At 41.6% G+C, this 12,865-nt stretch carries 15 protein-coding genes; 9 read left to right on the top strand and 6 right to left on the bottom strand.

Annotated features, from left to right (window positions below; translation table 11 throughout):
• Nucleotides 1–43: 43 nt before the first annotated feature.
• The 5 genes from NWQ57_RS19495 to def form a co-directional block, all read right to left on the bottom strand.
• Nucleotides 44–394, bottom strand: a complete 351-nt coding sequence (locus tag NWQ57_RS19495; protein ID WP_306023853.1) for a hypothetical protein — start codon at nt 392–394, stop codon at nt 44–46.
• Nucleotides 395–669: 275 nt separating this feature from the next.
• Nucleotides 670–2,049: a Trk system potassium transporter TrkA gene (trkA, locus tag NWQ57_RS19490; RefSeq protein WP_306023852.1), complete on the bottom strand. Its 1,380-nt coding sequence runs from the start codon at nt 2,047–2,049 to the stop codon at nt 670–672.
• Between the two features lie 27 nt (nt 2,050–2,076).
• Nucleotides 2,077–3,402 (bottom strand): 16S rRNA (cytosine(967)-C(5))-methyltransferase RsmB, encoded by a 1,326-nt coding sequence (gene rsmB, locus NWQ57_RS19485; RefSeq protein WP_306023851.1) that lies wholly within the window; start codon nt 3,400–3,402, stop codon nt 2,077–2,079.
• Nucleotides 3,402–4,349, bottom strand: a complete 948-nt coding sequence (gene fmt / locus NWQ57_RS19480; RefSeq protein WP_306023850.1) for a methionyl-tRNA formyltransferase — start codon at nt 4,347–4,349, stop codon at nt 3,402–3,404. The genes rsmB and fmt overlap by 1 nt, the downstream gene beginning before the upstream one ends.
• Nucleotides 4,350–4,357: 8 nt before the next feature.
• The gene (gene def / locus NWQ57_RS19475; protein WP_306023849.1) at nt 4,358–4,867 is read right to left on the bottom strand and encodes a peptide deformylase; all 510 of its coding nucleotides are present in this window, start codon (nt 4,865–4,867) and stop codon (nt 4,358–4,360) included.
• A 210-nt stretch (nt 4,868–5,077) separates the two neighbouring features.
• Between def and NWQ57_RS19470 the strand changes: the two genes are divergently transcribed.
• From NWQ57_RS19470 to NWQ57_RS19430, 9 genes are all read left to right on the top strand, one after another.
• Complete coding sequence (locus NWQ57_RS19470) at nt 5,078–6,154, top strand: LysM peptidoglycan-binding domain-containing protein (RefSeq protein ID WP_306023848.1); 1,077 nt, start codon at nt 5,078–5,080, stop codon at nt 6,152–6,154.
• A 17-nt stretch (nt 6,155–6,171) separates the two neighbouring features.
• The gene (gene dprA / locus NWQ57_RS19465) at nt 6,172–7,308 is read left to right on the top strand and encodes a DNA-processing protein DprA (protein ID WP_306023847.1); all 1,137 of its coding nucleotides are present in this window, start codon (nt 6,172–6,174) and stop codon (nt 7,306–7,308) included.
• Nucleotide 7,309: 1 nt separating this feature from the next.
• Nucleotides 7,310–7,786, top strand: coding sequence for a DUF494 family protein (locus NWQ57_RS19460; RefSeq protein WP_306023846.1), 477 nt, complete (start codon nt 7,310–7,312; stop codon nt 7,784–7,786).
• Between the two features lie 35 nt (nt 7,787–7,821).
• Nucleotides 7,822–8,382 (top strand): type I DNA topoisomerase, encoded by a 561-nt coding sequence (locus tag NWQ57_RS19455; protein WP_306023845.1) that lies wholly within the window; start codon nt 7,822–7,824, stop codon nt 8,380–8,382.
• Nucleotides 8,383–8,457: 75 nt separating this feature from the next.
• Entirely contained in the window at nt 8,458–9,021 is a 564-nt protein-coding gene (locus NWQ57_RS19450; RefSeq protein ID WP_306023844.1) for a Sua5/YciO/YrdC/YwlC family protein, read from the top strand.
• A gap of 3 nt (nt 9,022–9,024) precedes the next feature.
• Nucleotides 9,025–9,945 carry an oxygen-dependent coproporphyrinogen oxidase gene (hemF, locus tag NWQ57_RS19445; protein ID WP_306023843.1) on the top strand — a complete coding sequence of 307 codons (921 nt, stop codon included), beginning with the start codon at nt 9,025–9,027 and terminating at the stop codon, nt 9,943–9,945.
• Nucleotides 9,946–10,102: 157 nt separating this feature from the next.
• Nucleotides 10,103–10,789 carry an OmpW family protein gene (locus NWQ57_RS19440; protein ID WP_306023842.1) on the top strand — a complete coding sequence of 229 codons (687 nt, stop codon included), beginning with the start codon at nt 10,103–10,105 and terminating at the stop codon, nt 10,787–10,789.
• Between the two features lie 139 nt (nt 10,790–10,928).
• Nucleotides 10,929–11,747 carry a shikimate dehydrogenase gene (gene aroE / locus NWQ57_RS19435; protein WP_306023841.1) on the top strand — a complete coding sequence of 273 codons (819 nt, stop codon included), beginning with the start codon at nt 10,929–10,931 and terminating at the stop codon, nt 11,745–11,747.
• Nucleotides 11,744–11,989 (top strand): DUF1488 family protein, encoded by a 246-nt coding sequence (locus NWQ57_RS19430; RefSeq protein ID WP_306023840.1) that lies wholly within the window; start codon nt 11,744–11,746, stop codon nt 11,987–11,989. Before aroE ends, NWQ57_RS19430 begins: the two co-directional genes overlap by 4 nt.
• On the opposite strand, the gene NWQ57_RS19425 is transcribed toward NWQ57_RS19430, so the two are convergent.
• Nucleotides 11,986–12,522 carry a gamma carbonic anhydrase family protein gene (locus NWQ57_RS19425; RefSeq protein ID WP_306023839.1) on the bottom strand — a complete coding sequence of 179 codons (537 nt, stop codon included), beginning with the start codon at nt 12,520–12,522 and terminating at the stop codon, nt 11,986–11,988. The genes NWQ57_RS19430 and NWQ57_RS19425 overlap by 4 nt on opposite strands.
• Between the last annotated feature and the right edge of the window lie 343 nt (nt 12,523–12,865).

Raw genomic sequence — 12,865 nt, 5'->3', positions numbered from 1 at the left:
TTGGCGACTGCTCAACTGCCAGTGAGGTTTAGGGTGTTTTAGTTTAATAATATCTTCCGTAATACTGGTAGTAGTAACGGCAATTGCGATATTCGGTCCAGTTGTAGCGCAGGAGGTCTCGACAGGTATAACCTGGTCGCCAATATGTACCTTGGTATGGTTCAGGTTTAACCTTTTTTTCAATCATACTTTTTATGTATGCATCAACTTCTTGAGGTTTTTCAGCCAAAAAGGGTTTTGATAGGACATTGGCATTAAGTTGAGCTTGCATTCTAGCCAACTCTTCATCTTCAGATTCTTGAGCGAACACATTACCTATTAGTGCTATGGATAATGTCAAAGCGAGTAATTTTTTAGCAGTATTTGCGAAAGATTTGAATATACAACTCTTCATAACTTTCCTCCTTAAAAGTGCATAAATGTAAGCGGCTACGGTGCGGCAAACTGAGCTTTTTTTCTAATGTAGCCTAAAAAAACAGCGATGTTAAGTTTTGATTGTATAAAATTTGACTAGCGAGGGTAGAGCTGATTTACACAGCTGATTCGTTTAATGTTGACGTTTCACTACTTGCTTGAAAAGTAGATAAAAATACTAAATATTCTGGCCATGAACATGGCTACCGCAAATTATGTAGACCACGCTTAGTAGCTTAATTTTGCAAATTTTTATTAACCAAAAAAGAAGGCGCTGGGTTGAAACAGTTTTTCAACATCACCGATAAACTTTTTATCAACTAAAAACAAAATAACGTGATCATTAGCTTCAATTTTTGTGGTGCTGTGAGCAATAATGACTTCTTCTCGTCTAACCACTGCTCCGATTGTTGTGCCAGGGGGAAGTTTAATTTGTCTGATTTCTCTGCCCACTACTTTCGAGGTGTTTTCGTCTCCATGGGCAATTGCTTCAATAGCTTCAGCAGCCCCACGGCGTAGAGAATAGACATTGACTATATCACCACGCCTGATATGCGTGAGTAAAGCTGAAATAGTGGCTTGCTGCGGTGAAAAGGCTATGTCTATCTCACCACCTTGCACCAAATCTACATAGGCGCCACGCTGAATAAGCACCATGGCTTTTTGGGCGCCAAGTCGCTTAGCGAGCATGGCTGACATGATATTCGCTTCATCGTCATTGGTGACCGCAATGAAAGCATCAACTTGCTGCACGTTTTCTTCGGTTAATAATTCGTGATCGGAAGCATCACCACAAAAAACGATGGTTTTATCAAGATGGGCTGAAAGATATTTTGCTCGTTCCTGATTATATTCAATTAGTTTAACGTTGTGATTGTGTTCTAATAATTTAGCTAAACCTGCACCAATGAGGCCACCACCTGCAATCATAATGCGTTTGTAACTTGATTCTAGTTTCTGCAGCTCGCTCATTACTGTGCGAATGTGTTTAGTTGCAGCAATAAAAAACACTTCATCGTCCGCTTCTATAATGGTCGTACCCAAGGGGCGTATTGGCCTGCCACGGCGATAAATTGCGGCAACTCGCGTATCAACGTTTGGAATATGACTTTTTAATGTAGAAAGAGCATGACCAACCAGTAACCCGCCGTAGTAAGCCTTTACCGCCACTAAGCTGGCCCGGCCATTAGAAAATTCTACAACCTGTAAAGCGCCAGGATAGTCAATAAGTCGTTTAATGGCTTTTGTGACAAGTTGTTCTGGAGCGATGAGATGATCAACGGGTACATCTTGATGCTTAAAAAGTTGCTCTTGATAAATGATGTATTGCTCAGAGCGAACGCGAGCAATTTTGGTGGGCGTTTTAAACAAACTGTAAGCTACTTGGCAAGCCATCATGTTACTTTCATCACTATTGGTCACAGCGATTAACATGTCGGCATCTTCAGCACCAGCCTTTTTAAGCACATCAGGGTGAGACCCAACACCATGTACTACTCGCAAATCTAATCTGTCTTGGAGGTTTCTTAGGGTATCAGCGTCTGAATCGATAACGGTTATTTCGTTCTTTTCACCCACTAAATTTTCAGCAAGTGTCGCTCCAACCTGTCCTGCGCCAAGAATGATAATTTTCATATTTTTCCGAATATAACGAGTTGGAATTTAGCCAAGATTTTCACCAGACTTTATCAATCTGCAATAATAAAAACCATCCATTTGCTGTTCACCTGGCAGAATTTGTCGGCCTGGCTGGTGTGCGTCATGTTTGAAGCTGGTATCTAGTCGCGCATTAGCTGTGCGGGATAAAAAAGCAGCCATTTGTTGATGGTTCTCTTCAGGTAAAATTGAGCATGTAGCATACAGTAATATGCCTCCTTCTTTTAACAGAGGCCAAAGCGCATCCAATATATCATGTTGTATTGTAACTAGAGCTTGAATATCAGAGGCTTTGCGTAACCACTTTATATCAGGATGACGTCTAATGATGCCAGTAGCTGAGCAAGGCGCATCAAGTAGAATGCGATCATATTGTTTACCATCCCACCAGGTCTGGGGCTGACTTGCATCACCAATCAACAATGTGGCTTGATGCCCCAAACGCGCTAAGTTCTCTTCAATTTTGCTGGCTCTTTGCTTATCAATTTCTAGGGCTGTTAGTACTAGATCATGAGTAACTTCCAATAAATGTCCGGTTTTACCTCCAGGAGCCGCACAACAATCTAAAATGTTGTCGTGTGTTTGCGGTTCCAAATAAGCGGCTGCCAACTGTGCTGCTCCATCCTGAACGGCAAACCAGCCTAATTCGAAGCCTGGTAAGCTGGTCACATCAACGCTTTTGTTGAGTATAAGGGCGTGAGGATGTTGGGGGGACAAGGTATATTCGATACCTTTTTGACTGAGCTCTTGCTGAAAATCACGAGATGATATTTTTTTTGCGTTAACCCTTAGCCAAATGGGGGCTTTGCTTTCTATTTGCTGGATTAAGTCTGTTAATGATTGTGGGTAAGCAACAGCCAACCTTTTATACAACCATTTAGGTAAACCTGAGTTAATTTGTTCATCGCTAGGTGTCTGTTGGCTGGTTTCATTTCGTATAAAATTGCGCAATATGCCGTTGACTAAACCACGCATAGATTCAACCCGAAGTGACCTGCAAGCCTCAACGGTCTCAGACACTGCAGCGTGTTGGCTGACTCGACTGAAAGCCAATTGGTAAAAACCGAGCAAAATCAGATGTTCAGTAATTTTAAACTTATTTTTTAAAGGGGTTTCTAATAAGGCTCTTAACCAATACTGCAAAAGGGGTAATTGTCTTAACACCCCGTAAACCATTTCTTGTAACCATGCTTTGTCTTGATCTTTATGCAATTCTTGCATAGCGGGCAAACACTCGCGTGCGCTTTGACCTTTTTCAAGAATAGTAAAGATAACCGTTGCTGCGTCGGCTCGCAAATTTCGTTGTGTTCTTTTATTGGGGTTTGCTTTCATTAAGACACTAGCGATCCAACAGAGAATAAGTCAGCGCGGCCATTTAGAATGTCTGCAATGTTCATTGGTTTTTTACCCGGCAGCTGTAACTTTTTTAACAGCAAACAGTCTTTTCCTGTTTGAACTAAAAGACCTTGTTTACTAACTGTTAATATCTCGCCTATTTGATGATGCTCATTCTTAGTTTGCGCCACAACATCACACTCCCATACTTTTATCGTTAATTCGCCGATTTCGAAAAAACTCATGGGCCAGGGGTTAAAAGCGCGGCTATTTCGTTCAAGCTGTTCAGCACTCAATTGCCAATCTATCTTTGCTTCTTCTTTACTGAGCTTTTTGGCGTAGTTTGCCTGCTCATTATCTTGGACTTCTGACTGCTGTGAATGAATATCATCTAAACACGTCACTAGTGCCTGAGGGCCGCATTCAGCTAATTTTTGGTAAAGGCTCGCGCTGGTTTCTTTGGCATCAATGGTAACAATACTTTTATGCAACATGGGGCCGGTATCTAAACCCACATCCATTTGCATTATAGTTATACCTGTTTCTCTGTCGCCTGCCCAAATTGCTCGTTGTATAGGGGCTGCGCCTCGCCATCTTGGTAATAAGGAGCCATGTACATTCAAACAACCGAGTTTAGGTATATTTAAAACCGCTTGCGGCAACAAAAGCCCGTAGGCGACAACCACCATAATGTCAGCATTGAGCGCATCAAGTTGCTCTTGTACCTCGGTATTTTTTAATGAAGATGGTTGAAAAACCGGTATGTTGTGATGCACAGCCAGTTGTTTAACGGCACTGGCTTGCAGTTTATTGCCTCTGCCCGCAGGGCGGTCTGGTTGACTATAGACTGCAATGATCTCGTGCTGAGAATCAATTAAAGCTTGAAGATGGATTGCCGCGAATTCTGGTGTGCCAGCAAATATAACCTTTAAAGGAGTATTCAATACTTTTCTTAGCCTCTTGCTTCTAAACGAGCTTCTTTTTCAAGTTTAGTTTTAATCCGCTGGCGTTTTAGAGGAGATAAATAATCCACAAATAACTTGCCTTTAAGATGGTCTAATTCATGTTGAATACAAATTGCCAACAATCCATCCGCATCTAGGGTGAATTCCTTTGCATTTTTATCTAACGCTTTGACTGAAATATTCTCGGCACGCTCAACTTTTGCATAGTTATTCGGAACGGATAGGCAGCCCTCTTCACTAATGGTAAGCCCATCTTTGTGGGTTATCACGGGATTAATTAATATTAATGGTTCGTTTTGTTTTTCCGACACATCAATTACAACAACCTGTTTATGAACGTTAACTTGAGTAGCGGCTAAGCCAATTCCTTTTTCGTCTAACATGGTTTCTAACATGTCATCGATCAGTGAAATGATAGATTTATCTACTTGTTCAACGGGGCTTGCTACGGTTCGCAAACGCTCGTCGGGAAAACGTAATACTTCTAATATGGCCATAATACTTTCTACTAATAAGGGTTCATTCGTTTGTACTGAACCATGTTTTAACGGCTTTCCATTTTTAGCTAAAAATGGATCAAATATTTGTATTGCATGTATTGTTAACTATACGTGCAAATAGAATTGACTATTTAATATCGTCATCTTTGGGCTATTCTAGCCTAAATGGATCGAAAACATAATAGTGCTAGTGCCAAGGCTTAGATAATGATGAGCAAAAAAATACTGACTTTTTTTACGGTTTTAATGCTAGTACCCATCCTATGTTGGGCCGATGTCATTAATATCAAACACGACGCGCCACAAAAATATATTGTGCAAAAAGGCGATACGCTTTGGGATATTTCCAAAATGTATTTAGACAAGCCGTGGCTGTGGCCCGAATTGTGGCGAACCAACACCCATATTACGAATCCACATCTTATTTATCCCGGTGATGAACTGAGCTTAAGCAAAAACGAGCAAGGAGAAACGGTGATTGAGTTAGTTCGTCAGCCTAGCAAAGCGGAAATAAAAATGTCTCCGCAAGGCAATAAAACAGTTAAAATGCCCGATCCCATTCCGGCTTTGCCATGGTCAACTATTCGGCCCTTTATTGAAAATGATCAGATTATGCAGCAAGTAGAATATGACCGTCATCCCTACATTTTGGGCAATCAAGACGGTTCAGTGTTATTTGCCAGTAATAACATTACGCTAAGTAAAGCATCTCGTTCGCGACAAAAAAATTATAATGTACTGCATAAGCAAAATGAAATTTACGATATGTCGGGTAATTTTATTGGCTTGCAAGTTAGGCATGTGGCGAATGCCGAAGTGATCGATTCCGATATTAAAGGTCAACGACTCGTTAAGATAGAGGATGCTAATCATGAAGTGCAACGTGGCGACAGATTAGCCCCTCAGCAAGAAAATGAGCCTACCACTATTATTTTGAGTGCAGCTGAAGAGCAGCGAGGGTTCATCATTGACGACTTAGAGCAACACCGTCTTTTAGGTAAATACAACGTCGTCATTATTGATTTAGGCAGTGACCTAGTCTCTGCAGGCACAGTGATGGGTATTTATACGCAAGGCCCTAATATCATTGATGATGTCTCGCCCAAATACAAAGGCGAGAATGACCCGCTTGCCAATGCCTTTATTCTCGACAGCGATATTGTTCAGCCCGCGTTAAAAGTGGGTGAATTGGTTGTATTTAAAGTTTTTGACAAGGCTAGTTATGCACTTATCACTCGTTCATCTACAGTGATAAGGAGGGGAGCGATTGTAGCTAAACCCTAAAACACATGAGGTGGGGGATGCAACGGGACGTTGACAGTGAACAATACCACGATGAGGAAATTGCAAAATGGCTGCAACTATCGTCCATCCCCAACTTCGGTGTTGCAAGTCTGAATAAGCTAAAGAGAAAGTTGATGTGCCAAGCGACTGATATTCTCTCTATGAGGCCAAACGATCTGCACGAGATAGGATTTAAACCTCAGCAAATTGACGCTATTCAACAGGCAGATGAGCCAAGCGTTCAAAGAACCTTATCCTGGCTTCACAGTGACCCAAGGCACTTTATTCTTTTTTTTGAACATGCACTTTATCCGGCTTTACTGACTGAAATATCCAGTCCTCCGATGCTTCTCTTTGGTATTGGTGATGCCAAAAAATTAGCTAATCTGCAAATAGCCATGGTAGGAAGTCGTAATCCCAGTATTGCGGGTAAGGCTAATGCTAAGGCTTTTGCTGAGGGCTTGAGCTTGTCAGGTTGGACAGTGACAAGTGGTCTAGCGTTGGGTATCGATGGGTTTTCTCATGAAGGGGCGCTAGCGGCTAAGGGTATCACTATCGCTGTCTTAGGTACTGGGATAGATACTGTCTATCCTAAAAGGCACCTCAGGTTAGCTGAGAATATTATTGCCGCTGGTGGCGTAATCCTCTCTGAGTTCCCGCCTGCAACGCCAGCTAAACCAGAAAACTTTCCCAGACGTAATAGAATTATAAGTGGTTTATCACTCGGAACTTTAGTGGTAGAGGCGGCTCTAAAAAGTGGCTCGCTTATTACCGCACGGTATGCAGTAGAACAAAACCGTGACGTATTTGCCATTCCTGGCAATATTAATAACCCCTTATCTAAAGGCTGCCACTATTTGATACAACAAGGAGCAAAATTAGTTGCTGATGTTGCCGATATAAATGAAGAGTTTGCTGAACGTGAATTTAACAAAATTAATACAAGTGAAATTAAATCACAAAAAAACTGCACTGAAAGCTTGGCAACAGACCGTTTGTTAGATAGTGTAGATTTTGAAGCCACACCACTAGATATGGTGGTTGAGCGCAGCGGCATGCCGGCGTCAGAGGTTATGTCACAATTATTAGAATATGAGTTGCGTGGTTTAGTGGTTGCTGTTTCCGGCGGCTACATCAAATTGGGGGAAAAATAACATGTTCGATATCCTCATGTATCTATTTGAAAACTTCATTCACAGTGAAACTGAAATTCGCGTCGACCAAGATGAGCTCACAGATGAACTTATTCGCGCGGGTTTTCACCATGATGAGATTTATAAGGCTTTATCTTGGTTAGAGAAGTTGGCTGCCCTTCAAGAGACAGATATTAATCCATATCTTGTTAAAGGCACTGCAACATATTCCACCCGCATTTACACTCACGACGAAGAAATGCGTCTTGATGTTGAGTGTCGTGGCTTTTTGATGTTTTTAGAGCAGATTAACGTGCTCGATTCATCTACTCGAGAAATGGTTATTGACCGAGTCATGGAAATCGAATCGAAAGAATTCTGCCTTGAAGACATGAAATGGGTAGTGTTAATGGTGTTATTTAATGTACCCGGAAAAGAAAATGCTTATGCACAAATGGAAGACTTATTGTTTGAAGAGCCTGAAGGACCTTTACACTAGTTTTGTCATATGTGTATTTCAACGAGTGCTAGATAATGTCTAAAATCGACCACTCGTTGTTCAATGCCAACGAACATGCTTTGGAACAGGTCACGGACTTGTGTCCAAAGTGTCAATCATCGTTGAAAATAAAGCACGGTAAATCCGGTGCGTTCATCGGCTGTAGTCAGTACCCCGAGTGTGATTTTTCTAAGCCTCTTCATGAATATGAAACGGCAGATGTAAAAGTTATTGAAGGCTCGCAGTGTCCCGTTTGTGATGCAAATCTTGTCATTAAAAAAGGCCGTTTTGGCTTGTTTATTGGTTGCAGTACCTTTCCTGCTTGTACTTACATTGAGTCCAGCAAGCAATCAAGTGACAACAAGATTAAATGTCCCAGTTGCAGTGTTGGCTACTTGACCAAACGAGCCAACAAATTCGGTAAACAGTTTTATCCCTGTGATAATTACCCTAAATGCAAATATGTGCTCAACTCCACTCCAGTCGCTATTTCATGCGCAGCGTGCGAATGGCCTGTCATGATTGAGAAAAAAACAGCGCAAGGTCTTGTTCTTCAGTGCCCGCAGCGAGCCTGTGGACATAAGCAAGAACAATAATAAGCGCTTATTATCTTTATAGAGGGAGCGCGGTGCTTTACACTTCCACATCTACCATTACAGTTATTTGAATTCATGTTAGACAAACGATACGCAGAATCTCTGCGAGTAAAATTTACCCAGGGGCAGATATTTGCTTATCCCACAGAAGCAGTATTCGGGTTGGGGTGTGATCCCGACAACGAGTCTGCGGTCATGGCCTTGTTGAAATTGAAGCAGCGAGATATCGCTAAAGGGCTAATTTTAGTCGCTAACGATTACCAGCAGTTGTTACCTTACGTTGAAGATAAAGCCATCCCTGAAAGAAATAAACAAGAGATATTTACAAGTTGGCCAGGGCCTAATACTTGGCTTTTGCCTGCAAAGTTAACTGCGCCAATTTGGGTCACTGGTGGGTCAGAACTTATCGCAGTTAGAGTTTCTGCACACCCTTTAGTCAAAGAATTGTGTGAGCTATTTCAAAAACCGATGATTTCAACTAGTGCCAATGTGTCTGGTTTGCCAGCAGCCATGTCCACAAACGAGGTTGTTGAACAGTTTGCTAGTCAAGTAACAATAATTGAAGGTGAGCTTGGAGGGGCATCAAATCCTAGCATGATCCGCCACGGTATCAGCGGACAGGTAATAAGGGGAAGTTAAACCATGTCGTCCAATACAAACATTGATTTAGAAAAAGTTAAGCGCTACTTACTTAAGCTTCAAGACAACATTTGCCAAACATTAGAGTTAGCAGATGGTCGTGGTGAGTTTATCGAAGACAATTGGGAGCGCGAGCAAGGCGGAGGTGGCCGCACTAGAGTATTAACCAGTGGTGCTGTTATCGAGCAAGGCGGTGTTAATTTCTCCCATGTTTATGGTGGCACATTACCGCCATCCGCTACGGCAGCGAGGCCAGAGTTGGCAGGTCGCAGTTTTCAAGCCGTGGGGGTATCACTAGTTATTCATCCCCACAATCCTAAAATACCCACAACTCACGCTAATGTAAGGTTTTTTATTGCTGAAAAAGACGGTGAAGAACCCGTCTGGTGGTTCGGTGGTGGGTTCGATCTTACTCCATTTTATCCTATCGAAGAAGATGTCATGCATTGGCACAACGTTGCTCATAAGTTGTGTGAGCCTTTTGGAAATGATGTGTATACCCGTTACAAAAGTTGGTGTGATGATTATTTTTATTTAAAGCACCGTAATGAAACCCGGGGAGTAGGGGGCTTGTTTTTTGATGATCTTAATGAATGGGGTTTTGAGCGTTCGTTTAAGTTTATGCAAGCTGTCGGCGATGGTTTTTTGGATGCCTACATTCCTATTATGGAAAAACGCAAAGAATTAACCTACACCCCACAAGAGCGAGACTTTCAGCTATATCGAAGAGGTCGATATGTGGAATTTAACCTTGTTTACGACCGCGGTACACTTTTTGGGTTACAAAGTGGTGGACGCACTGAGTCAATTTTAATGTCTATGCCCCCTTTAGCTAAGTGGCAATATGATTACCAACCACTGCCAGGTAGCGCTGAAGAAGTTTTGTATAAAGACTACTTGCATCCACGCACTTGGATTAAATAACACACTGTTAGTAACTGCGCCTTAAGGCAAAGGGCTTGCCCATTTGCTTTAAGGTTGTTGAGCAAAATTTATCACTCCGCTTTTAAACTTGAGCCAGATCAATGTTTTTCTAATTCGTGGCCTTACACTTGCGTCATTAATTTAATGGAGTGCAATAATGATAAAAGTAACAAGTGTTTTAAAAACGGTATTAATGGCTGGTTTGTTAAGTGCTGGTAGTTCATGGGCCTACGAGCACGGCGACATCATTGTGAGAGGAGGATTAACGACAGTTGCGCCAAATGACGACAGCAGCGCCGTGACTGTTGACGGTGTTGGCAATGTGGGCATGGCCGCAGAGGTTAACAATAACACCCAGCTAGGCTTAAATTTTGTGTATATGCTTGACGCAAATTTAGCCATTGAGGTGTTAGCTGCAACGCCCTTTTCTCATGATATCAAATTAGTCAATACCACAGATAACGCCTTAGGTTTAGGAGATGGAAAGTTAGCCAATACTAAGCATCTGCCCCCAACGATTAGTCTGTTGTATTACTTTGATACTGCTACAGCCCTAAAGCCATACCTAGGAGCAGGCTTAAACTACACAATATTTTTTGATGAAAAATTTGCAGCACCCAGACAAGTACAGTCGTTTTCTAACTTAAGTTTAGATAACTCTTGGGGCTTAGCAGTGCAGGTTGGTTTTGATTACGAATTGGACAAAAATTGGTTATTAAATACATCATTGCGATATATTGACATCGATACTGAAGCGAAATTTGATGTACTTAATACGACTGGCAAAGTCGCTGTGGATATTGATCCTTGGGTTTTTTCACTGATGATTGGTTACAAGTACTAAACTCTTTGGCCATTGTGACTGCGTTTTGTGCCTTACAATGGCCACATTAATGTAAGAATTTCTCTTAAACCTTAGTTCAGTCTTGTTCTTAAATCAGTTAACCTTGCTTTATTGTTTTAAAAGACTTAACTAAGTACTCATGGATCACTACGCCGTTTTTGGTAACCCAATAAGCCAAAGCAAATCACCATTAATACATACCTTATTTGCAGCGCAAACCGAGCAGGCTCTCGATTACATAAGAATTGAGCCTCCCGTCAATGGATTTGAAGCTGCAATTTCCCATTTTTTCTCTCAAGGCGGTAGCGGCGCGAATGTGACAGCACCGTTTAAGATAGCGGCCTTTGAGTTTGCTAATGAGCGTTCAACTAGGGCAACAATTGCAGGCGCAGTCAATACCTTACAATTGCGAAAAGATGGTAGTGTCTTTGGTGATAACACTGATGGCCCAGGCTTGGTAAAAGACCTCCTTCGCTTAGCTATTCCACTTAACAATAAACGCATATTAATTTTAGGTGCGGGTGGGGCCGCTCGCGGCGTATTACAACCTTTAATGGAACAAAAACCCGCAACGTTAATGATAGCAAATCGCACCCCATCGAAAGCTGCGCAACTAGCATCCCTAATTCAAAATGCCAATTTACAAAGCTGTGGTTTTGATGACTTACAAAGCAATGATGCGTGTTTTGATCTCATAATTAATTCTACTTCTGCCAGTTTAAGTGCTGAACTGCCAGCGGTTTCATCCGATATTATTGCTGCTGCTAGTTTTGTCTATGACATGAGCTATGCAGATAGGCCAACAGTGTTTATGCAACATGCCAGTAATTTAGGCGTCAAACACGTATATGACGGCTTAGGTATGCTGGTGGGGCAAGCAGCAGAAAGCTTTTATGTTTGGAGAGGTGTAAGGCCTTCCGTTGATCCGGTGATCCATAAACTCAGAGAAGCTTTATGAATCAACTCATCCAAATATTGGATGGTGCAGTCTATATGCAAGAATCCCAAAGTATAAAAATAGATGCGTTATCCCAAGGCCAGTTGATTCACTGCTTTATTACTGGAGCTGATGAAGTGTCTTTGACCGCATTTTATATCAGCCACCAGTTTGATATTGAAGAATATTTGGAGTCTATGATCAAAGATGAAAAGACCAACTCTGCTGGTGAAGTTCATCTTCATATAGATCTGCTGCGCTAGTTAACTTCGCTTATATATTCATTTTTAAGCTTTACGTAGTTTAATGCAGATTGTTTCAAAAAAGCTGATTCGCTTTCTTTCAAGAGTCTAACTTGTTTTACAGGATTACCTACATACAGATAGCCTGACGCTAATGTTTTATTGGGTGGCACCAAACTACCAGCACCAATGAATACATCATCTTCTACTACAACCCCATCCATGATGATGGCGCCCATGCCCACTAATATTCGATTACCTAATGTGCAACCATGCAACATACATTTATGCCCAACAGTCACGTCCTCACCAATAACTAAAGGAAACCCAAGAGGATTAACTTCGCTGGCTCGACTAACATGCAAAACGGTACCATCCTGAATATTAGAGCGGGCCCCAATTTTGATGTAATTCACATCACCTCTTGCTGCAACTAAAGGCCAAATGCTGACATCTGACTTACACTCAACATCACCAACCAGCACCGCAGAATTGTCTATATAACAACTTTCATCTATCGAGGGATAAATCTTTTTGTAACGGCGTAATGTCATAACTAACCCTATTTAAAGTTTGCAACTTGATAAAGGTTACCAAAATCACTATCAATATTGCTGCATTTAAAAGCAAAAAACCGTATTTTGTTGGAATAATAACCACTTAAACAATTATTTTAAAAAAGGTGTTGCAAGTGGTGATAGCTTCTCTATAATGCGCCTCCTCGCTTCGGGACAGACTTTAAAACGCTGAAACGACCAAGGCTTCGGCCTAAAGTGAGAAAGATTCCAGGTAGCGATTTAAGATGGTTACCTTAACTACTCAGCGATGAGTTGTTTAAACGTTCTTTAACAATTAATAACAAGACAATCTGTGTGGGCACTCACTTGATGAGTGTCT

This window comes from Paraglaciecola sp. (assembly GCF_030730205.1).
Classification (GTDB): domain Bacteria; phylum Pseudomonadota; class Gammaproteobacteria; order Enterobacterales; family Alteromonadaceae; genus Paraglaciecola.
The sequence above is the reverse complement of the archived record's forward strand: the minus strand, read 5'-3'. Positions and strand labels throughout refer to the sequence as shown.